Source organism: Paenibacillus sp. FSL R10-2788 (genome assembly GCF_038003885.1).
In the GTDB taxonomy this organism is placed as follows: domain Bacteria; phylum Bacillota; class Bacilli; order Paenibacillales; family Paenibacillaceae; genus Paenibacillus_AQ; species Paenibacillus_AQ odorifer.
Genome location: NZ_JBBOQA010000001.1, coordinates 2,482,509 through 2,503,962, shown reverse-complemented (window position 1 = coordinate 2,503,962; position 21,454 = coordinate 2,482,509). Strand labels below are relative to the sequence as shown.

18 protein-coding genes and 1 pseudogene are annotated in these 21,454 nt (G+C 38.9%); 1 reads left to right on the top strand and 18 read right to left on the bottom strand.

The features are described 5' to 3' along the window. Position 1: 1 nt before the first annotated feature. Together NSQ50_RS10825 and NSQ50_RS10820 are read right to left on the bottom strand one after the other, a co-directional pair. Complete coding sequence (locus NSQ50_RS10825) at positions 2 to 2,062, bottom strand: Mu transposase C-terminal domain-containing protein (protein ID WP_076225168.1); 2,061 nt, start codon at positions 2,060 to 2,062, stop codon at positions 2 to 4. Then, on the bottom strand, positions 2,049 to 2,789 hold the full coding sequence (locus NSQ50_RS10820) for a TnsA endonuclease N-terminal domain-containing protein (RefSeq protein WP_179086903.1): 741 nt from the start codon (positions 2,787 to 2,789) through the stop codon (positions 2,049 to 2,051). The genes NSQ50_RS10825 and NSQ50_RS10820 overlap by 14 nt, the downstream gene beginning before the upstream one ends. Positions 2,790 to 3,003: 214 nt before the next feature. Here NSQ50_RS10820 and NSQ50_RS10815 point away from each other — a divergent pair, with 214 nt between their 5' ends. Continuing rightward, positions 3,004 to 3,519, top strand: coding sequence for a helix-turn-helix domain-containing protein (locus NSQ50_RS10815; RefSeq protein WP_076179501.1), 516 nt, complete (start codon positions 3,004 to 3,006; stop codon positions 3,517 to 3,519). Between the two features lie 86 nt (positions 3,520 to 3,605). On the opposite strand, the gene NSQ50_RS10810 is transcribed toward NSQ50_RS10815, so the two are convergent. The 16 genes and pseudogenes from NSQ50_RS10810 to NSQ50_RS10735 form a co-directional block, all read right to left on the bottom strand. Further along, a complete protein-coding gene (locus NSQ50_RS10810; RefSeq protein WP_076179500.1) occupies positions 3,606 to 4,910 on the bottom strand; it encodes a TniQ family protein in 1,305 nt (434 codons plus the stop codon). Positions 4,911 to 5,112: 202 nt separating this feature from the next. Further along, positions 5,113 to 5,370, bottom strand: a complete 258-nt coding sequence (locus NSQ50_RS10805; RefSeq protein WP_076225166.1) for a hypothetical protein — start codon at positions 5,368 to 5,370, stop codon at positions 5,113 to 5,115. Between the two features lie 62 nt (positions 5,371 to 5,432). After that, on the bottom strand, positions 5,433 to 5,696 hold the full coding sequence (locus NSQ50_RS10800; protein ID WP_081383690.1) for a hypothetical protein: 264 nt from the start codon (positions 5,694 to 5,696) through the stop codon (positions 5,433 to 5,435). Positions 5,697 to 6,037: 341 nt separating this feature from the next. After that, positions 6,038 to 6,400: a helix-turn-helix transcriptional regulator gene (locus NSQ50_RS10795; protein WP_076179499.1), complete on the bottom strand. Its 363-nt coding sequence runs from the start codon at positions 6,398 to 6,400 to the stop codon at positions 6,038 to 6,040. Between the two features lie 363 nt (positions 6,401 to 6,763). Beyond that, on the bottom strand, positions 6,764 to 6,952 hold the full coding sequence (locus NSQ50_RS10790; protein WP_340949434.1) for a hypothetical protein: 189 nt from the start codon (positions 6,950 to 6,952) through the stop codon (positions 6,764 to 6,766). A gap of 138 nt (positions 6,953 to 7,090) precedes the next feature. Beyond that, positions 7,091 to 9,328: a penicillin-binding transpeptidase domain-containing protein gene (locus NSQ50_RS10785; RefSeq protein WP_076179498.1), complete on the bottom strand. Its 2,238-nt coding sequence runs from the start codon at positions 9,326 to 9,328 to the stop codon at positions 7,091 to 7,093. 206 nt (positions 9,329 to 9,534) lie between these two features. Next, a pseudogene (locus NSQ50_RS31575) lies at positions 9,535 to 10,118 on the bottom strand (hypothetical protein); the annotation flags it as partial. 657 nt (positions 10,119 to 10,775) lie between these two features. Then, positions 10,776 to 11,168, bottom strand: a complete 393-nt coding sequence (locus NSQ50_RS10775) for a hypothetical protein (protein WP_076179494.1) — start codon at positions 11,166 to 11,168, stop codon at positions 10,776 to 10,778. A 1,017-nt stretch (positions 11,169 to 12,185) separates the two neighbouring features. Continuing rightward, positions 12,186 to 13,340: a cysteine desulfurase family protein gene (locus tag NSQ50_RS10770; protein ID WP_076179493.1), complete on the bottom strand. Its 1,155-nt coding sequence runs from the start codon at positions 13,338 to 13,340 to the stop codon at positions 12,186 to 12,188. 43 nt (positions 13,341 to 13,383) lie between these two features. After that, on the bottom strand, positions 13,384 to 13,821 hold the full coding sequence (locus tag NSQ50_RS10765; protein WP_143766580.1) for a hypothetical protein: 438 nt from the start codon (positions 13,819 to 13,821) through the stop codon (positions 13,384 to 13,386). Beyond that, on the bottom strand, positions 13,808 to 15,547 hold the full coding sequence (locus NSQ50_RS10760; protein WP_081383688.1) for an ATP-binding cassette domain-containing protein: 1,740 nt from the start codon (positions 15,545 to 15,547) through the stop codon (positions 13,808 to 13,810). Before NSQ50_RS10760 ends, NSQ50_RS10765 begins: the two co-directional genes overlap by 14 nt. Next, positions 15,535 to 15,969 (bottom strand): TlpA family protein disulfide reductase, encoded by a 435-nt coding sequence (locus tag NSQ50_RS10755; RefSeq protein ID WP_076179490.1) that lies wholly within the window; start codon positions 15,967 to 15,969, stop codon positions 15,535 to 15,537. Before NSQ50_RS10755 ends, NSQ50_RS10760 begins: the two co-directional genes overlap by 13 nt. A 903-nt stretch (positions 15,970 to 16,872) precedes the next feature. Then, positions 16,873 to 17,049 carry a hypothetical protein gene (locus tag NSQ50_RS10750; RefSeq protein ID WP_340901315.1) on the bottom strand — a complete coding sequence of 59 codons (177 nt, stop codon included), beginning with the start codon at positions 17,047 to 17,049 and terminating at the stop codon, positions 16,873 to 16,875. Between the two features lie 808 nt (positions 17,050 to 17,857). Then, the gene (locus tag NSQ50_RS10745; RefSeq protein ID WP_340901314.1) at positions 17,858 to 17,992 is read right to left on the bottom strand and encodes a hypothetical protein; all 135 of its coding nucleotides are present in this window, start codon (positions 17,990 to 17,992) and stop codon (positions 17,858 to 17,860) included. Positions 17,993 to 18,121: 129 nt separating this feature from the next. Beyond that, positions 18,122 to 18,469, bottom strand: coding sequence for a helix-turn-helix domain-containing protein (locus NSQ50_RS10740; RefSeq protein ID WP_076179489.1), 348 nt, complete (start codon positions 18,467 to 18,469; stop codon positions 18,122 to 18,124). 262 nt (positions 18,470 to 18,731) lie between these two features. Further along, a complete protein-coding gene (locus tag NSQ50_RS10735; protein WP_076225165.1) occupies positions 18,732 to 21,398 on the bottom strand; it encodes a family 78 glycoside hydrolase catalytic domain in 2,667 nt (888 codons plus the stop codon). Positions 21,399 to 21,454: the final 56 nt, after the last annotated feature.

Genomic DNA, 21,454 nt, shown 5'->3' with positions numbered 1-21,454 from the left:
TTTACCCCTCTCTATTGTTTCTTGCTTGTTTTGCTAATGCTAAAATGTCACTTGCTTTTGGTTTAATTACAATACCAGCCTTAGGCTGAGCATAGTCTACGGACACATCCAATTTCATCTTTTGTGCTTTCTTTCTGGCACTTCTATTTTTCCTGTATTTTTCTGTAAGCTCTCCTCTCAATTTTCCACGTAGGCGTTGAACGTCTTCATTACTTGGTAATCCCTTTGCTTTTTCCTCCGATTCATTCTTCCACCTCACCCTAAGTGCCTTGTACACATGAAGGTTCATCCCATCAAGCAAATCAACTGCAGGTTGCTGTGCGTAGACCTCGATGTATTGTTGTAGTTCGGGATGCAAAAAGTATATTTTGGAGATGTCATCCGGATCATATTTGATTTTGTATTTGGTTTCTCTAGGTCCAATGAACAGGTTGAGACTGTCCGATTTATACGATACATTGTTCAATACCACTCCATCCTTCGTGTAAGGCTTCATATACGTTGGGAGCAGTTCCATTCGATAATCTTCTTCATCCTTGTCAAGAACAAAACGTGGAAGGCCGAACTCTTTACACCCTTCGGTAAACCGAACCATTGGCTTATTTTCATCAAGAGGCAGCCCGCCATGTGTTTCATAGTGGTAGATATCGACAATATGCTGAGTAATAAAATTTTGTAATTCATCTAAGGTAAGTACAGCTTCTTCTTCCGATTTGTATTCACCTTTATCTGCAACATTCGACTTCCTGGTCCCATCCAATTGATGAATAAGATCGTCATTTAGCCTTTTGAAGAAGCGTTCGATAACGCCGGAATAATGAGGTGTTTTTTTGGGTCTAAACATTAAATGTGATTTCATAACTTCATTAACAACGCGCTCAAACTCAATACTGCGGAAGTCCTTACCGTTATCAACCATAATATTGTATGGAATTCCATGGACTACCCATTCACTTTCAGTACCATTGCGTTCTTTCGATTTCTTAAGAAACATCCCCTGCAGGAGAGCCTTTCGTAATACATTTGAAGAAGGATCTTCAAATGAAATATACAAACACCAGATACACCTGGAGTATAAATCGATTCCGACAGTAATGAATGGTCTGCCAATTTCGCATCCCGTCTTACCATCGATGACGTCAACATCAAGCTGTGTATGGTCGATAGCAACAATATGTAAAGGAAACATCGCTTCTTCGTTAGTAAATCCTCGCTGCACCGGTTCATATTCCCTCACGGCCTTTGCCCCTTCACGCATGCGATCTCGTATTTGGGGGTCAATGCGATCTAAGAGTTTGTAAATCGTACTCCTAGCGGGTTTTTCAAGCCCTTCCCGCAAACATCTGTCTTCAATTCTGTGATATGTCTCTTTTTTTGAAATCTTTTTGAGCTTAAGATATTCCTGCTCAATAACATCTTTGAGGACTGGGTGAGTTTCAGGAGGAAGTCTAGTTGTGATAATATCAAGGACCAGATCTTTTTTTGAAGGATGACATATTTGAAGCGTGTAGTTGTCTTTACGCTGCAGATGTCCTTTTCCATACTCCGGTATTAACCCCAACTCTCCTCGGCTCTCCAATTGTTCAGCTCTTCGGTAACCGGCAAGATATCTTTTAATCGTTCTTTTGTTTAGTCGGTGCTGATCTGCAATTCGCGTAATTAACGTTTCTTGATGCACACCTTCAAGTGTTTCACTCTCTTTAATAAGGTTTGAGTATTTTTCCAGAAAGAATAATCTCGCTTTTACATTTTTTCGAACTTTGTAATCTTCCAGTACTATAATAGGGCGAATAATTTCAAAGCGTTTTGAAACCGTACTCTGAAATTGCTCCGTGATTATATCCAGTAAATGCTTTCGTTTAGGGTCTTTATTCTTCTGAATCTCACTTCCTTCTGCAGCAAACATTGGATGGCTAATCAGCTTATAGTAATCCATTTCAAAAGTTTCCCCATCCCCTTCTGTTCGTTTTAAAACCACATTTGGGGGAGTTATAGAAATGACCGTATGCTTTCTACCGAATACACTAATTTCACTATTAACTTTAAGCTCAAAGGAATGCATCTGAACGACTTCCTTTCTCAAGGTATTTAGAAATCCCCGTCGCTCCTGCATTATTAATAGTTACTACACTCATAGAGGTAATGGGCACTGATAAATCTGTCGACAAAATACTTTTTGCAATCATATGGAAAATCACTGGTTTGGCCTGATATGGTTGATAGTCTGGCTGATAGAATTCTGATAATTCAAGAATCGAAGCACTTCGTCGATAATGCAAAAAAGATTGAATGCGATTCACGAGATCTACGGGGATAATGTCTAAGTGAAGAAAGTTAACCAAGAACTTAATATTTTTCTGTAGGTGAATCGGAATGTTCTTAGGATACAGGACACTATACTCCCACCCCTTTGATCGAGCATAATCCTTGCAGATTTCTTGAAGTTTTAAAAAAGAGACATCCTCCAGCAACTTTGGATCTGGTTCTTTAATCTGTATAAGCCAGGGAACATGATTTTCTCTAAAAACTAAAACATCCGGAACATGGACACTCTCTTTAATGACCCCATGCTCACTTAGGAACCGAACCGGTATTTCTACGGGCTGCTCATAAAACCGAATAACCTCTGGGGCCAGGTCTAGCAAAAAGAAAAACAGCTTCTCGTTGTTAGATTCGTAACGCATCCCTCTTTGCATTTTGTAGCCTTGATAGACGCCAAACATATGACGATGATAAAAGCTATTTTTGTTATCTACTTTCCGTTTAGCTTGGTACTCCTGATCTTCCATTTCCCAACTTCCCTTATTAGACCAATCCATAATGCACCTCCGTAACATATTGTTTTACAAAAAAATAAATTTATGTAACATAAAAATTGACAAGTCCTTTGAAGCCATATTAAACCCACTTCGTGTTACAGTCAACATTTTTTAGGTAAAGCAAAACGTGATTTGCAGTTTTTTATATGCTAAAATTATAATAGTCAATGAAATGAGGGATATTATGATACATTTTGGTAATCGGTTAAGAGAATTACGTACTAGCTGTGACTGGAGCCAACAGGACTTAGCAGATCGGTTAGAAATATCAAAACAAGCTATCTCTAACTGGGAACGGGACGCTGCTAAACCCGACATAAATCAGGTTGTTCGACTTGCTGAGGTCTTTAATATTTCAACTGATTCCTTACTTGGCATGGATAAAAACCCCTCCTATTTCCATCCACAGGGCCGAAGCCAGCTTATCCTAGCTCGTTCGAAGCACTGGGATTGGATTTTCCAAGATTCATATGATTTAATCGATGTCCTTCAATCTGGATATCAATTTCATGTTGGCAACCGGCCTTTATCTAAGGATGAGTTGAATGTGTATTGTGAATTAATTAAAGTGACAGAAAGAGCATTAGCAAAAAAAGAAACTGCGCATCAGTGGGAAATTGATGAAATAGTATCTGAGGTAGAAGAAAAAAGTGAACTAAAAGCCGATATAAACGGATCAGGAAAAGTCAGTTTTCAATAAAACTAAATCTATTCATTAATTCAGCCTCTCTCTCATTTTTCACGAAATCCGAAATCCGATATTTCGCAACAAAAAAATATTGAATGTTAAAAAAATCTTTGAGTTGCTCGGATATCGGAACGGATTTCTTGAATTAAAGCTATAAGATTCGGTGCAATCTTTCGAATTACAGCTGGTTTTACTCCGATATATTCGTATATATCATTTGTATGAATATCACCTGCTTCTTCCTCCAAGAATAAGTTGATACGCCTCTCCCATTCTACTTCCATTTCTTTGTGCTCACGCTGCTTAACTGCTTTTTTGCAATCTTCTATAGTATGTAACATCCCCCATTTGCGAAGGGTATTGTCACTGATCCCAATTTGTTTTACTACTTTCAAGTTAGTGATCTTGCCCCCTTTCAGATGGATATCAGTGCAGATATCTTCAATTTGTTTAGAAACAGCATTGTTATATTTCCTTGGAGGTTGAACCACTTTACGCTTAATAAGCGGAGGGCTACTCACCATTTTCAGTTGTAAATGACCTGTTAGCCGGGCAGTAAACGTACCAGGTACTTTCAGCTGTATAAAATCATCAATCGACCATTTGTTTATAAATAATAAATCAAATATCTGTAGTAGATGAACTCGTCTGAGGGAGCTTCCTCTTGCCTGCTGTAATAAGTATTCTGCGCAAGCCCTTCCTCCCATTCGGTTTTTTAGTTGCTCATTATCGATTGGTTGATCCTTATCCACCAGCATATAAATTAATTTCTGTGCTACCTGCTGAGTATTCATGTATGGTATTGATTCATCCTGAAGTCTAGTGAACGAGTCCCGGATAAAGCTTTCATATATATCGTCCTTATTCACTTTTCGCTCCTTCCCCTCTCCCCCCAGGTATCCACTGCAATACGGACAAAGCGAACAATCCCGTAGATGTGTTAATTTAATTGGTTTTCTACAATGAGTACATACTTCATTTAGATGCAGATTATGATCAGGACAATAGGATATAACTTTCAAGTTCCACATAAGCTTCCTGTATTTGTACTCATATATACATTGTGGGCAATATGCATAGTCTATACGTATCATTTCTCTCATTATCTTTGTTGAAGAGATCTCACCATCGTCTACAAAATGACTGATGGTGGACCATAAAGAGTGCTGTTTTAGCTTACTTGAGCTCACTCCTATATACTGCTCCATGCTTTTGAAATTCAATATATTTTTAGCAATGCAGTCAATTCTAGCAATGTCTGCTTGCTTCAACGTCTTTTTTGAAGGATGTAGAAAACAGTATAATAATGAGAGCATTGAATGCCCATTTCGATCGGCTAATCGCTGGAGAAACCCTCCTAATGCCTCCCCATCATAAGGTGTTAATCTCACTCCTAAGTTCATCTTTTTCCTCCCTTATATATCAGATCATATCTATCATTATTTATCCGAAATCCGATATTTATACTATGAGAAAAAAATTTTACATAGCTTCCTAGTCTTGGTCAAGGAATAAAAACGCCTATAACTCGTAAGTACTTACGAGTTATAGGCGTTTTTAACAAATATACATAAACAATTAAATACCCAATGCCTTTCCTTGTCCTCAAATTAATCCCCTTAGGTGGCCAATGAATATCTGATTAGAATCTGTCGGATCATATTTTCTATGGACTGCCTTGTTTAGCTCATGTACTAACATTGCAAACTCTCTTGCATTGAGATAGAAGCCATATATTCTTTTAATAGATCGATAAAATTGAATTAATAATTCTTTTGCTTTACCGGGTTCGTAACCAAGACTTTGCAAGTGCTCTAATATATCTTGAATATATGGCCGATCCAACATATGAATGTTATGCAATTATTGACCTCCTCAAATTTCATCAATAAAATGATATCTAACACGATAATTAGTTTTATCCATTACACTCCCGGTTCAGCATCATTAAATACCCCTCTTGAGAAATATTGATCTGCGCAGCTCTTCACAAGGACTTCTCGATTTTCCTCATAAATTTTTAGCAGCTGATTTATGACGAAAATTCGTTGAACATTATCTTCTGCAAACATGAATAGTTGCCGTTTATAATAATTGATTTGACTTTGATCCGTGCCGGAATACTTGGTGTTTTTTTCATAAATACTGAGTAGTTGTAGATGCAGCTCATAAACATTTTTATAATCCACCTCTTACACCCTTTCTGAAAGTACAGCGATTAATAAACCATTATCCCCTCCTTACTAATTATTACTCTCATCTTTATTGATAAATTTTGATTCATCTTTATTTAAAAGGCCCCTGCTTGATATGATTGGTATGACATTTTCTCGACAGTATTATCCACTAATATGAATCGTTGAAGAGACTTATCAAGTAAAAACAACTACCATATTGACAAGTCGCTATAAAAAAATCTAATGTATATCTCTACTATAATCAAAATAAGCTTAGCCTAAAGCTGCCCTTATTTTGAATGTTCTAGGACTACAACTTATATTCCTTGCTAACAGATGATTTACAGCCACCATCACTTCATGTACAAAGAGTAAATGTCGAGGATGTTATTCAAACCACACAGCAATTCTTTAACTTCTGCACTTTTCTCTGAACCAGAATCTTGATGTGCGTAAGTGTTTGTTGTTGTTGACATTTTAGGACTACCAGAGGATATGAAATAATCTTCTGGTAGATCAAATGTTTTATTGATCTTTATAATTTTTGTATTGTATTGCTTAGAATAAAGTCCTCCACCATTGATGATCTGATCAATGGTATTTCGATCGATATTCGTTAATTTTGACAAAGATAATTTGGAATAACCTTTCAGCCGAAGAAATGTCACTAAGTTTTCAGCAATCGTTTCACGATGATCGGAAAAATTTAAGTTCATGCTCTCCCCCCTTTAAACAGTTTACTTTAGTTTTTTCCTAATACTGATCCATTAAGTATAAATTATTAAACTTTTTTTCAGGTGTAGTATTGAGTTTTCAGCTACTATCACACGGATGCTTCCGTTAGGAGTCCCCCTTTAATTTTAAAAAAACAGCAGCAGTCGTTGACACAAAAATAATGTCTATGACTGCTGCTGTTTAAATAAAACTCTCGTATCCCATAAACACAACTATATATCTACTGGTTGTTAAAATTGCTATTTTTCTTACACAATCTTTCTAGATACCATTTTATGAAGTTTCCCTGTTACTGATAACTCTGCATCTGGATTTTAAACACCAAAAAAACATAATTCTAAATTCTATCTCAAAGCCCTCTGTATTTCTTCAATTTTCACCTGAGTAAACAGATATCTTTTACGCCTATTCTTAAATGTAACCGTTTGGTCAGGCATAATCCCTGCTCTTGAAGTAACAATTTTAGCCTTTTCTCTACAACATGCATTATCTTTATTATTTCCGAAAAATAATATCCTTTTATTTCCTGACAATCATCCGCTATCCCTGTATAGACATAATCTCTTATCTTCATGACAATTCGGGACAAACAGGGCTTAGAACAAGCCTCGCTTAACAGCAAAGACAAATATCAAAAGCCGAATTAAAAAGATGAACGGCTTAGCTACCGGCTACCCCCCACTATCCCCGGTATCCGCAGCTTCCTCTTCCGCCGTAGATACCGGAATATCCTCGCCGTATGCATTGAGAGGGCTAAGCTTCAGCTGTACAAGCCTTTTACCGTTCTGGGTTGATTCTGTCTGCTCGGTGATATACCCTTCGCCTTCGACGGAAATCTTGACCTTCAGCAGATTGAACACCTCCAGCGCATCACGCAGCGACTGTCCCCGGAGGTCAGGAATGGATGCCTGGTCGCCCTGCTGACTTAACAGATAGATCCGCTGTCCCGAAGCAAGTAGGGTGCCCGCCTCCGGATACTGGCTGACCACGTTGCTTCCGCCTCCGACCGTTTCAAAATCAAAGCCCTGATCAATCAGCATTTTTCTGGCCGCCTGCACCATTTTGCCGGTCAGATCGGGTGCGGAGCGCTGCGCGGAAGGTGCATTCTTGGCGGATATGGAAACACTGCCTCCATCGCCCGTTGTAACTTTTGGCACACCCATATATGACAATGCCTCGGATACGATCTCTTTAAACACCGGTCCCGCCGCAGCACCACCGCCAGCAGCATTAGCAGGCTCGTCTATGCCGACATAGACCACAATCTTCGGATTATTAGCCGGTGCGTATCCGAGAAAGACCGATTGCACCTTGTTGCGGTCATACCCGCCCTTACCGTCAGGTTTAATCGCCGTACCGGTCTTGCCTGCTACCCTATAGCCTTCAATGTACGCACGACGGCCGGTTCCATGGACCAGGTCTGCAACGACCTGCTCCAGATAGCTGCCGGTTTCACTGGCGCTTTCCTCGGAAATAACCTGACGTACCACCTGCGGCTGGGTTACGGTAGTCTTGCCGGTATTGGGATTGGTGGTCTCCTTGACCACGTGCGGCACCATCAGCTTGCCGCCGTTGGCAATGGCCGAGATGGCGGTAAGCTGCTGAATCGGAGTAACAAGCACTTTGCCGTGCCCGTATGCGATCGTCGCATTCTCCGAAGCATTGTTTGGTGTCGGATTGACGATTCCGCTGATTTCGCCCGGCAGGTCAATACCGGTAAGATCGTTAAATCCGAAATCATCCACGTATTGCAGCAGCCTTTCCGGACCGAGCATTTCATAGCCAAGCTTGACGAAGGCCACGTTACTTGAACGCTTCACGCCTTCCAGGAAGGTGATTTCGCCATAACCGCTTCTCTTCTGGTCATACAGCGGCTTGCCGTACCCCTTGATGCGGATAGAACCGGACATGAAGGTTGCGTCCGGATTGAACAAATTCTCCTCCACCGCTCCGGCAAGCGGTACAATCTTGAACGTGGAGCCTGGTTCAAATCTCGTTTTGATGGCATGGTTGAAGAATACCCCTGGATCGGAGGCATATTTCCAGAACTCATTCGGGTTAAAGGTCGGCATATTCGCCATCCCCAATATTTCCATGGTGCTGGGATCCGCGGCAATTACCGTAATACTCTTGGGCTTATATTCTTCATAGGCCCTCTGCATTGCCTGTTCGATATAATACTGGATTGTGCTATCGATCGTCAGCTTGAAAGTACTTCCATTGACCACCGGATGGTAAGTATCCTCCGAGTCAGGCAGCTTGATGCCTTTGGCGTCGCTCTGGTAGAATAGCTTGCCATCCGCACCCTTAAGTTGCTTGTCAAAATATTTTTCGAATCCCATCACCGCATTTCCGTCGCGGTCCGTATAACCCAAAATATGTGCAGCCAGTGTTTGTTGCGGATAATAGCGCTTCTGTTCTCTAATCAGGCCGACGCCAGTCTCCAGAATGTCATGTTCATCCTTCAGTTTCTCAATGAACTCGTTGACCTTGTCGCGCAGTTCCTGGTCTATCTTCCAGCCTTCATTACGGATCTCCCGGTTCTTCAGATACTTTCCGTTCTCGTCTTTGGCTTCCACGAGCGCTTTAAGCTCATCCTCAGGCTTGCCGAGCAGTTTATGCAGGCCGGTGATAACCTCTTCCCCGATGCCGAGCGCGGTAATCACTTCCGGATTGACCACTACCGTATATGCCGGCACATCGCTGGCCAACACCTTGCCGTTGCGGTCCTCAATCGTGCCACGTACCGCTTTAGTCACTGAAGTATGGGCCCATTGCACTGCGGCCTTGGCTTGCCAGGAATCACGCTCCAGCACCTGAATCCAGAACACTCTGACGAGCAAAACAAGAAAAAAGAAGGTAATACACCCTCCTATAAACAGCGTGCGAAGCTTTATTCTCTTCACCATAAGCAAACCTCACAAACATATATATTGCGATTTCCGGCAAATCGCTCGTTAAATGTCCCCATCCGCGTTAGCAATCTGTTATTTAGTCTCGGCAATGCTCTGGTCTCGATTGACTGCGCCTTTATATTCAGAACATAGATATGGACGTAACGCCAGGCAAGAGGGCAGCCACGAGAGAAAAAACGATCACCGCCATCATATTTAGCAAATACCCAGTATTCCTTTTCGATGAGCCGTTTCCTAGAGGCCATGCGCTGAGCATCTTCAATCGACTGGAACAGCTTGCAGCTTCGCTGAGAAGGAATATCTGCTGTAAAGGGGGTGAATATGCATACGCTACCAGTGAGAAAAGCGGCTGAATGAGTTATTCCCTCCCAGAATCAGGTAATAGGTGATGCACAAGAATTCTTGTAGGTGTTAGGGAAACAAGTCTTGAGATCGGTTTCAACGCCGGTGGCCTGTCCGATTTGATTCAAAAAGGTAAGATGCGCCGTAGGAACTGCGCTGAAAGCGGGTGATCGGTAGGAGGCCTCGCTTTTAGCAGGGTCGCCAGACTCCGTCACCGACACTCTGCAATACGCATGGAGGGTACGAACTCTCCTGTCTTTAGATTGACTCTCCCGATGAGCGTTCGCTTGGAGCAGGATTGCTGGTTTTCCTTGTCCCAGTAGGGCTCATTGTTGTAGACATAGGTAATGGCTGGTTTTTTATTAGTTTGATAAATAATCGCCCTAATAAGCACCAGCCTCGTTACACATTGTACAATGTACAATAAGGTAAAATCAACCATTTTTGCGAATCTCTTGTCACTACGCTATTTTCAGAACTTAGTGATAGACAAATGAAGCATTTGTGTAAAGTCTCCATTTCTCAGTATGCAAACGCATTCTGTAGTTTGCGGTTTCGGCGCACTCAAAATATGGGCGGCATCTTGGAGAGGTTTCTGCCAATGCTTCCACTTTGTTGTAAAGGGAGCGGCGGAAGCTATTATCCTCTTCTTTAGCGCCTCGTTCAAGCAAGTGTTGAATTGCTAATGCTTCTTCGTATACCCGAATGCCAGGGAGATCGAGCGGCATTCCTTCTGGGAGTCGTTACCTCCGAAAGAAACTGCAAGCATTTGGGAGATTCCCCGTTGTTCAGAAATATAACTTCTTAAGACTTTTTTCGGTTACATAAATTAGATGATTAATTGGCCTGAACGGTGCTTGGCCTATGGCGGTTGTCAAACCTTTTAAATTGAACAATATTTATCATAAGAACAGCCCTTGCTAAAGTTGATTTCGTAATAATTTATCTGCCCATAGCTTGTAAATTAACCGTAGATTACTTGACCCATACGTTGAAAGATAGTAACTTCGCCACTTAGTCTGTAAAAAAAGTACTTTTCTCGGTTAATCTGATTATCAAAATGATATTTTAAGAAATCCACTTACTTGGAATATTTTTATTATTCAATATATTTTACATAAATAGGATATTGGTAGAGTACATTTCCATCCTCATATAAGCGGATATAATGATTCCCTGGCTTCGAAATAATGGATTTAAAAGTAAAATTGCTATCGATACCCTTATTAATTCCACTCTCTCTTTTATTCACAAGTTCTTCTTCGCTAAAGAATCTTGCTGTCTCAGTATCATCAAATATTGCGACTAAAAGATTAACTCGATCTTTGTTATTAAAAAACCAAAGTTTAATGAATATATTAAATTCAAAAACAGTTGGAAACACGTCACACTCAATATAATTTAAAATTTGATAAATAGAATGTTTTTTTTCATGTGGGTCAAACTTAATTGTTTCTGCTATAAGAAGAGAAGCCATAATATCAACTGACATTTCAAATTCCTCCCTTTAATAATTTGTCTTATATAACTGACAGTAAAGAGTTATGCAATTAAGAGCGGTTAATCCTCATCAAATCAGGATGTATCCTGATAAATTTTATTTTCTTTATAGATATATGCACATTTTTTTGTACAAACAGGTGAAAAATAGACTGTCGTAAATAAACACTACGTTAGTCTCAGAGACTACGGCATGAGGGGGACAGGAAAATAGTCATGGTGTCAGCACTGAACGTAAGACGACAAACTATAGCATTCCTCACGCAATGTATTGAATCGTGACATGTCCTTAGATCTTGAAGCGGCACCTGTACAAGCGAATGATATCCGTGACCGCCAGAGTAAGATCTGTACTGACTAGAATAGAGCAACGGCCCTAATGCTTCAACAGTACACAGCGTAATTCCTAATACCAGCCGCCTTAGCATGTCATTGACAAACCAATCGAACGTAGCATGTCTGAGAAAACGAAAAGGAAGTAGAAGGTTATTCAAATATTTGAAAGAGAAATCGCTTTCCATTTACACTAAAATCCAAAAAAACATAAGATTTGTTTTCATGCATAATTTATTGATATGGACAAGTAAGAGAAATTCTTAATCGGTATTGATACCAAATTTGATAGGCAATTACAGAGTTACCGTAACGATTTGAACTTCAATAAAAAATCCTTGGGGTTAGCATAGTTACTGCCGTAGCGCTCATTGATGAAATAGGCATTGATATGGAGTAGTTCACCAGCGATGAATACCTGACATCTGGGCAGGTATCACGCCCGTAAATAACGAAAGTGCAGAAAAAAGGTTGATTATTGGTTCCCACCTTTTGAAGAATCAGAAATCTTATGTTGAGGGGAGGCGAAGTCTTTCTCTTAGAATAGCTAACTTAACAGGATTACCAATACTTCTTATATATGTAGCTTTTCCTTATACAGAGAGATTACGAGCATCCCATTGTTTTTTCGGAAACTTAGCACCATACAAATGTCTTCACTCTTCCTTAAATTTTTTTAAATAAATTTATTTGATCTAACTCGACCAACCATGTATTTAATTGAATCTATCAAATACTCCATATCTTTTAAACGAATTGATTCATGAAAACTGAGTCTAATACTACTAGAAGATATTTCAAAATCTCCATTCATTGACATAAGAACCCGACTAGCCTGCTTGGATGATGAACAAGCAGACTGTGAAGATGCAATAATACCCCTTTTTTCTAATATGCTAAGCAATATTGCAGAAGGGATCCCCTTGTAAGAAAAATTATATATATGAGGTGAACAGTCCCCATTTTTCGGACTATTTACTGTAAGCTCAGGAACACCCCTCACAAATTCATCCAACATATTATGTAAATTAGTGAGATAACCCCATCTGTTTCCCTGTTTTGTAATGGAAATTTTCAAAGCCTCTGTAAGACTCAGAACTCCCGGTACGTTAGTAGTACCTGGTCTAATCCCATTTTCCTGATTCCCTCCAAAAAACATTGGTGATATTGGCACATGTTCTTTCACAACCAAGGCACCAATTCCCTTAGGAGCACCAATTTTATGGCCTGAAATTGTATATAAGTCTATAAATTCTAAATTCAAAGGGAGTTTACCAATCGCCTGTACTCCATCAACATGAAAATATATATTTGATTTATTTTTAACCAAATCCCCAATTTCCTGTATGGGTTGAGTAGAACCCGTTTCATTATTAACGTGCATAATACTAATAAGAACAGTATTGTCTTTTATTGAATTTCTAACATCATTAACACTTACCAATCCGTTCTCATTAACGGGTAAAAAGGTTACTTCAACACCCTCCGCTTCAAGGATTTTACAACAATTGTAAACAGAGGAATGTTCTGTGTCCGATGAAATTATATGCAGCTCTTTTTTAAAAGACTTTTTCATTGAGTGAATAAGGCCAATAATTGCGATATTATTGCTCTCCGTTGCCCCTGAAGTAAAGATCACTTCCGATGGATTGATATACAATAAATCTGAGATATCTTGTCTGGATTTATCAACAAGACTTTTGATATTCTGGCCTAATATATGTGTTGAAGAAGGATTCATATATAACCTTTCAGTACTATCTAAAAAAACTTGAAACACCTCAGGGTAAAGTGGCGTTGAAGCGCAGTAATCAAAATATAGTTTTTCCATTTTATCCTCCGATATTTTTAAAAATTTATATGTTTTTATTCCACTAAACATTCTTGAGATCAAATAAGCTTTTAATATCAGTTATATTATTAATGAATTTCGTCTCAACGATTGTCCCTTCGTTATTCCAAGCCATTAGGTTAGGAGTTTTATTGATTTTTAAATCATTCACAAAAAAATCCAAATCTGTATTAATTGTCGGTATCTTTAAGTTAAAATGTGTAATGATATTTTGCATTTCTTCATTTGATGAATCGAAAATTAGAACACAACCATTTTTAGATAAGCTCTCTTCTTCCTTTTTTAATTCAGGTAATAATTCTATACAACGCAAACAATATACTGAAAGGAAGATAGCTATATTAAAGTTCTCAAAAATCAATTCTTTCGAAACAATTAATTGTTTAATTAATGTAAGTTCTGTTTCATTACTTTTATTCTTTGGATTATTAAACAGGTTAGAAAAATCAACTTTCATCATTATCCCCCCACATTTTCGAGTATTCTCCATTTTTTTGAATTAGTTCGTGGTGAGGGCCCTCTTCAATTATCATTCCATTTTTGAAGACAAATATTTTATCTGCCAGCGAAGCTAATTTCAAATCATGAGTTACATAAATAATTATTTTTTCCCGCTTTATTTTCCCTAAATATTCAAATATTTCTCTTTGCGTAAAGGGATCAATTTCGGCAGTTCCCTCATCTATAATTAATAAGTCACTATTTTTGTAGAAAGCTCTGCTTAATGCAATTCTTTGCCACTGTCCACCAGAAATCTGCTTTGAATACAGATACTGGTTTCCCAGAGTTACATCTAATTTGTCATACAAATCTTCTTGAATTAAAAAGGAGTTTTCACTTAAAAATCTATGAATCGACTCTTTTTCCAACTCATCTATTTCATCTAATTTTATATTTTCATAGATTGTTAGCGGAAATCTTGAAAAATCCTGATTATGAATAGATACTTTCTTTTGGAAAGAAGATCTCTCCAATTCGCACATGTCCGTTGAATTCACAAAAAAAGAATTACGTGGAACTGCATGTAATCCTGCCAACAACTTCGCCAATGTAGATTTACCCGAGCCATTATCTCCTACAAATGAAATTAGGCTGCCCTTTGATGCGAAAAAATTAATATTAGACAGAATTTCATTTTCATAATTAGGATAAGAAAAATCCAGGTTTTTTAACTCGAGAGTTTGTATCGTAGAGACTTGTACCTTCCCATTAATAGAGTCATCATATTTAGAAAAGAACTCTTTAATATTGGCAACAAAAATTGAAAAATTTTTAAATCCACTTACCGGTCTATTAAGTGTTTTGATATTTGTTTCAACTACACCAATAGCTGAGGTTATAGCTACTAAATCTCCCAGAGTTAATTCACCATGAATTAACCTAAATACCACATGGATTTGAATAAAAAAGTATATGAGCGGAAATATAGTGCCTATTAAGGAATTTCTATAAAGGTATTTTCTATAATAATTAAAAGTATTCGTCATTATATCACTATATGCTTTTCTCCATTTTTCAATAAAGAAATTACGGTTTGAAAATATAATCATTTCTTTTTGATTAGAAGGCTCCGTTAATAATGTCGATAAATTACTTGCTTCCATACTTTTTTGTATTAAGTTGCGCATATATTGATCAGTATCATTAGCATATTTTATATAATGATAAATTAATGGTACTGCACATAAAATTAAGGAAGCTGAATAATACCAAGCATACTGGCTTATTAAATACAAATATATCGCAAGTACACTTATATTTTGAATTATAGAAAATAAAGCCTCGACTAATTGCGGTAAACGACTAATGGTTTGACGGAATACGTTTAAATCATTTCTATACGCAGGCGTTTCAACCAAAGTTATAGTGATTGGTCTTAATATTTCCATTAAATATTGTTCTATTTTCGTAGAATATATAAGATTTAATTTTTGCTGAATATAATAAGACAACTCAGAAATAAAAGTTTGAGAAAATTTAATTATCAACATAGCTAAGCAAAGAATTAATATTAAATTAAAACCACTCTCAATCGTGAGGGAATCAAATATTTCTTTAGTTATTTTAAAACTTCCATAAGCAATACACGGTGAAATTAACAGAATTAAAATATTCACAATAAATGGTTTTACATTTCCCTTAATCAAATATAATAACCATTGCCTTATAGTTCTCATATTTCCCATCCAGCCGAGTAAGAGAACGGTTCCATTATTGCAAGAATACTATTTTTTGTACTACATGCATTTGATGTAATAATTTCTCTTTTTCGATTAATACCATACCCCCACGGAAAGCCATTGATATTATATTCGCGTTGCATGGAGGATAAACTAGCATAATACACTTTAGACTCACCAAAAACTCTTTTTAAAGTTTTTATATTTTCCTCAGATGTATTAACAAGTAATATAAAATTGAAATTTTTATAGCAATCCTTAAATTCGGACATTACTTCCAATGTAGTTTCACATGCATCGCAAGTTGTTGTTAAGAGAAAAATAAATAAATGATTATCCAAAAAATCATATAAAAACAAAGAGTTATCTATTTTAACATTTGGAATTTTATCTCCAATATTAAAATATTCAGTCTTTTTTAAAAACAAGTAAATCCCACCTTATTCCCTTAATTATCTCCAAAAAAAATAAAGAGAGGGTCCCCCCCCTCATTATTTTTCTAACAACAAGTGCTTGGGTCCGTATACCCTTCCCCAGTGTTGATTCTAATCTGAGTGGTATACGATGGAGTTGCGCAAATTAAGACTGTTTCTGTCCAACGATTTCGACCTTTCGAGTCAACCGGACAAGGTGAAGTTCCGCATCTCGAAATAAAATCGGTACCAACCTCATTAAACCCGGATGGACAAGTTGCCATATTCAATCACCTCCTTTATTTTCCATTGTAAATGAGGAATCTTGAAAAAAACAGGTTTTTTTTGTCATAAAATGCTATAAATTATATTGTTAATTACATTTTATCGTTAACATAGAAAATTACCCTGAATTTAGAAAATGAGGAATAACGTTCAAATCAGTAAGCTGAGATTGAGGTATCCGAACCAAATATAGGGAATTAATCCATAAGAATGGCCACGTGCAAGGCCTACAGGAGCGACGATTCCAGCCCATATGATTTTGCCACTGTACTGAAAACTAGACCTGAATGAACCCAGAGATCATAAAAAAAGAAGACCGACTCCTTAAAAGATAAAGGATTCGGTCTCATTGGACTTTTTCAGTGTCCAAACATAACGAAACGGGATTTTTTATCAGTGGGTACGATGGGTTTTTGTAACGTCCCAAATGCTATCTCTGATTTTATCGGTACCGAAGTATTCTTCATAACCCCGTTCGATTATGACACAGCGAATTTGAAGTTGTATATCCCGTCAGGCAGCTTCGCATCAAAATTATTTTCGCCACATTGATTCTCCCCAGTGGAGCCCGGACGTATTGGTCAGGTTGGCCAAAACCCTATTTCAAACAGAGTGACCGTGTTGTTGTTCGCCTTATCCCATGACGAACCAGTGCTTGTTACGCTTGAAACGAGAATGAACTGTTCTCCCGCCAATAAGTGTCTCAGTTCGTAGACTCATATAATTGGCAAAGTTATAATTCACACGATTGGTTTCCCATTGCGCAGTGTGCGAGACGGTACCGGCAATGCCCATTACATTCACATTCAATGTGTGTGATATACAAAAGGTGCCGTTTTATGATCGCTCAGGGTCAGTGTCACCGTATAGGTTCCTCCTGCGTCGCCTTTTCTATTGAGGATTTCTGCGCAGGACAAATGATCTATTATGTGCTTCCCCCTTTGGTTTTTGAATCCAAATGATAATAAAAATATGTAACTAGCGTTAGCGTTCGATTCGAAGGACACATGTATGATGATCGGTGATTTATTAAGTCGTGCATGTCAAACCATTAGCATTTATTAGTAAACTCCCTAAAACAAGATCAACTGGTCTGGTGATGGGCGCCCCACCAAACTTACAGAGGAACAACGTCCTTCGAGATTTGAACAGCAACAGTGAACTAAGGTAGTCTTTGAAGCCATCACACTTGGACTATTCTCCTAGTGGCCGAGTGGATTAAATGGGGATTTGTATCACCATAAGCTTATGTGGAACCAATGCTCTACCGCGTTTTTTTTTGCGAAATTTGTAACTTCGGCATGTCTAATGAATTCGCGAAAGAATAGAACTTTCCTTCCAACAATTGCGAGTAAGCAACCACTTAGTTGGTTGGCTGCCACGCTAAACTGCCCGTTAGCCATCCATGTCGCTCACGCGACACCACAGATTATGAAAGTAATTGCGTTCTTCCATGGGAGCTTAATGAAAACTTGACAGTCTATTATATTATTTCCCACGAATACTAATCCAAAAGAAAGATTACCTAAAGAAGATAATCAACCAGTAATATCTTAAAGATTTAATACTAAAAAAGCCCATCCAGTATCGGATGAGCTTTTATGCCCGTTGGTTTATTTTATTGACTACGTCTATTATATCTTCCAATGGTTACAATGGTCATCAACATCCCCATAAATCCGATACCAGTTAATATGCCTTGCGAGAAATCCATTATATTGCTTCCGTTGGATTGAATGATTTGACTAGCCATAATCGATGAAAATGAAGCTAAGAAAAGCATACATTTTGTTGTTGTTTTTTATTCATTATCCCCACTCCTATTTTATGGTTTAAGAAAACTTTATTTAATCATTAATAGATTACCTCGACTCGAGTATCGTTAATTTTTCCTGGAGCTATTTAGTTTAAATTTAGCATAGTCAAGAATCTCTAATTGGGCTTCATGGGAAAGTATCTTCATGACATTAATTAACTCTTCCACATTACTTATTGTGTCTTTAAAAATAATCTTCGCTGATTGATTATCTTCAAATCCTTTTAAAATAAATTCTAAACTGGCTCCATACTTTTCATGTATAGATAGAACCGTTTCAACCGAGGGATTACAATGGCCTTGTTCTATATCGCTCAAAGTCCCTTGTGAGATATCTATTTGCTTGGAAAAGTCAATTTGGGTTAATCCCATTCTTTTTCTTAATAATCGAATGTTTTCTCCAATTTTATTCATAACTCCCCCAAATTTCTGATTCGGAAAGTGCTATTTCATATTCACACGATAGGATTCTCACTCCTATGAAAAGACACTTTCCGAAAATTTGAAATTCTAAGCAATAAATGCCCAAAACCCTTGATGTATAAGCATTTATCCTAATACTTATTATGAACTCTGTGACAATTCTTCAGATTTTTTATGACATTAGTACGTCCTGTGTATGACAACATTACGTATTACCCACATCAGTTCACACTAGGAAGCCCCCTAGTATAGGTTATAAAGAATACGTAAATTGATAGCTGCCCGAACCTATTTCGAGTCTCACTCCGTTATCGACCAAGCTGATGCTGTGCACGCCTCTGGACTGCTTCACAGGGACTCCATTTTCTAATAACCCTAGTTGATTGGCTCTAGGCAGAACGACAATACCGTTGGTATTGGCAGGAATCGTAACGTGGATCACCATTCCATTATCCTCTGATCGCCGCCACGCTGACTCCACTTTTCCGTACATGGTTTCAAGACTAGCTTCTGCATAATCCAGACCGGGGCCTGGCTGTGGCTTGATATGAACGATTTTGAAGCCAGGCTCCAACTCATCTGTTCCAATTCCTGAAACGTAACGATACAACCATTCACCTATTGCGCCATAGGCGTAATGATTGAAAGAATTCATATCTGCACTCCAGAAGCTGCCGTCCTCCTTGATCCCATCCCAATGCTCCCAAATCGTCGTCGCACCTTTCGTCACCTGATACAGCCAGGATGGATAATCCTTTTGAAAAAGAAGCTTATACGCGAGTTCGTTATTTCCAATCTCGCTGAGCACAGGATTCAGATAAGGTGTGCCCACGAATCCAGTAGTCAGATGATCCTTAGCTTCAGCAAGCAGCTCAGTGAGCTTCTGAATTGCACGTTCTTTGGCGACCCCTTCTACAAGATCGAAACGTAAGGCTAATATCTGTGCAGTCTGTGTAGAGACGGATAACCTTCCCGCAGGTGTTATGAACTCATCACTGAATGCTTTTATAATTTTGGCGTGCAGCTCACTATAATAGTCCACGTCCTCCGATTTTTCTAAGGCTATTGCCGCTTTCAAAGTTAGAGAAACAGAATAGGCATAAAAAGCGGTGGCGACATAATCCCGATCTGTAGCCCCTACATAGCTGTCTGGCTTGGAATCAAGCGCCAACCAATCGCCGAAATGAAACCCAGTATTCCATAGATAGGGATTGCTTCCCTGTGCATAAATATAAGAAATCCATTGCTTCATGCTCTCGTATTGCTCTGCAAGCAGCCTTTTGTCGCCATACATTTCATAGATTGTCCATGGACAGATCGTAGCTGCATCTCCCCAGGCCGCAGAAGAATGGTTAGTATCTCCACCGCCAGGAGGAGCTGCTCTCAGCTCTGGAATAAAAAACGGAATGCCGCCCTCAGGGGTTTGGTCTGCCTTCAAATCCCGCAGCCATTTCGTAAAGAATGGTGCCGTATTCATCAAATAAGAGGCTGTGCGGACAAACATCTGAGCATCCCCCGTCCAGCCGAGCCGCTCATCACGCTGTGGACAATCAGTGGGCACATCGAGGAAATTCCCTTTTTGCCCCCACAGGATATTGTGATGCAGTTGATTCACAAGTGGATCTGAGCACTGAAAATCACCCGTACGTTCCATATTGGAGTGCATCACAATTCCTGTGAAATCCTCTAGTTGAAGATCTGCTGAGAACCCACTAAGCTTCACATACCGAAAACCTTGGAAAGTGAAGTGTGGTTCATACGTCTCTTGCTCTCCACCTTTCAGAGTATAGCGGATGCACTGTTTCGCTTTACGCATATTCTCCGTGTAGAAATTTCCGTCCCGGTCTAATATTTCAGCATGCTGAAGTTCTACCGCCTGACCAGATTGACCTTTCACATTAAATTTTAACCACCCTACCATGTTCTGGCCCATGTCCAGCACTCTATCTCCCTGCGGGGTAGTCAGCAGTGCAATCGGCTTCAAGGTTTCAACTTGTGTCACTGGCACATTTTCCTGGGCAACGATAATCGCTTTGGAATAGTTAATAATCTCCACTGGATGCCAACCTTCTGATGAAGGATCGGTGATATCCAGCTCCAGCCGAGCATCATAGGTTTCACCATTATAAATTTCAGACATCATAATTGCGCTTTTTGCAGCCTGCCAATTCTGATCTGAGCTAATAAGCTCATTTGAACCGTCTGCGTACCGGATATGAAGCTCCAGCAGAAGTGAAGTCTTTGATCCATAAATCTCCTTTTGATTATCCCAGCCCAAATACCCTCTGTACCAGCCATTGCCTAACAGTGCGCCTAACGCATTCGCACCTTCATGCAGAAGCTTTGTGACATCATAAGTTTGATATTGCAGCCGTTTACTGTAACTGGTCCAGCCTGGAGTAAAATAATGATCTCCCACCCGACTTCCGTTCAGCTGCAGTTCATACAAGCCCAAAGCAGTAACATAAATCCTTGCACTTTCCACTGGACCTTTTACATCCACGAATGTACGAAGCTGTGGGCAAATCTCAGAATCTTGTGAAAAAGAGGCTGTAGGAGCGCTGATCCACTCCGCCTGCCAATTCCCTGCATCTAATATTCCGGTTTCAAAAAATGCAACCTCAGACCAACCCGAGTCTGTTGCATTCTGATTCCATGCCCGAACCCGATAATAATAACGCGTGCGAGCTTCCAGCAGCAGACCTTCAAGCTCAACATGGATCGATTGAGAAGACTTTACTTCCTCTGTATCCCATAGCTTGCCTTGAAAAAGCATATTCTCAGCCACTTGAATTTGATAAGCAGACTGCATGCAGTCCCTGTCATCTGAAACTAACTGCCAACTGATTCTAGGTCTGATCACATCAATTCCTAGCGGATTTTCTTTGTACTCACAACGAAGCTTAGTAATGCCGAACATATAGATAAAAACCTCCTTCTATAGCGACAAATTAGTCTTTGCCCTATAATTATAGC

Bases quoted from the DNA above. Each gene is read 5' to 3' on its own strand.
- NSQ50_RS10825 (WP_076225168.1), bottom strand. From the start codon at position 2,062: ATGCATTCCTTTGAGCTTAAAGTTAATAGTGAAATTAGTGTATTCGGT.
- NSQ50_RS10820 (WP_179086903.1), bottom strand. From the start codon at position 2,789: ATGGAAGATCAGGAGTACCAAGCTAAACGGAAAGTAGATAACAAAAAT.
- NSQ50_RS10815 (WP_076179501.1), top strand. From the start codon at position 3,004: ATGATACATTTTGGTAATCGGTTAAGAGAATTACGTACTAGCTGTGAC.
- NSQ50_RS10810 (WP_076179500.1), bottom strand. From the start codon at position 4,910: ATGAACTTAGGAGTGAGATTAACACCTTATGATGGGGAGGCATTAGGA.
- NSQ50_RS10795 (WP_076179499.1), bottom strand. From the start codon at position 6,400: ATGAACTTAAATTTTTCCGATCATCGTGAAACGATTGCTGAAAACTTA.
- NSQ50_RS10785 (WP_076179498.1), bottom strand. From the start codon at position 9,328: ATGGTGAAGAGAATAAAGCTTCGCACGCTGTTTATAGGAGGGTGTATT.
- NSQ50_RS10775 (WP_076179494.1), bottom strand. From the start codon at position 11,168: ATGTCAGTTGATATTATGGCTTCTCTTCTTATAGCAGAAACAATTAAG.
- NSQ50_RS10770 (WP_076179493.1), bottom strand. From the start codon at position 13,340: ATGGAAAAACTATATTTTGATTACTGCGCTTCAACGCCACTTTACCCT.
- NSQ50_RS10765 (WP_143766580.1), bottom strand. From the start codon at position 13,821: ATGATGAAAGTTGATTTTTCTAACCTGTTTAATAATCCAAAGAATAAA.
- NSQ50_RS10760 (WP_081383688.1), bottom strand. From the start codon at position 15,547: ATGGGAAATATGAGAACTATAAGGCAATGGTTATTATATTTGATTAAG.
- NSQ50_RS10745 (WP_340901314.1), bottom strand. From the start codon at position 17,992: ATGGCTAGTCAAATCATTCAATCCAACGGAAGCAATATAATGGATTTC.
- NSQ50_RS10740 (WP_076179489.1), bottom strand. From the start codon at position 18,469: ATGAATAAAATTGGAGAAAACATTCGATTATTAAGAAAAAGAATGGGA.
- NSQ50_RS10735 (WP_076225165.1), bottom strand. From the start codon at position 21,398: ATGTTCGGCATTACTAAGCTTCGTTGTGAGTACAAAGAAAATCCGCTA.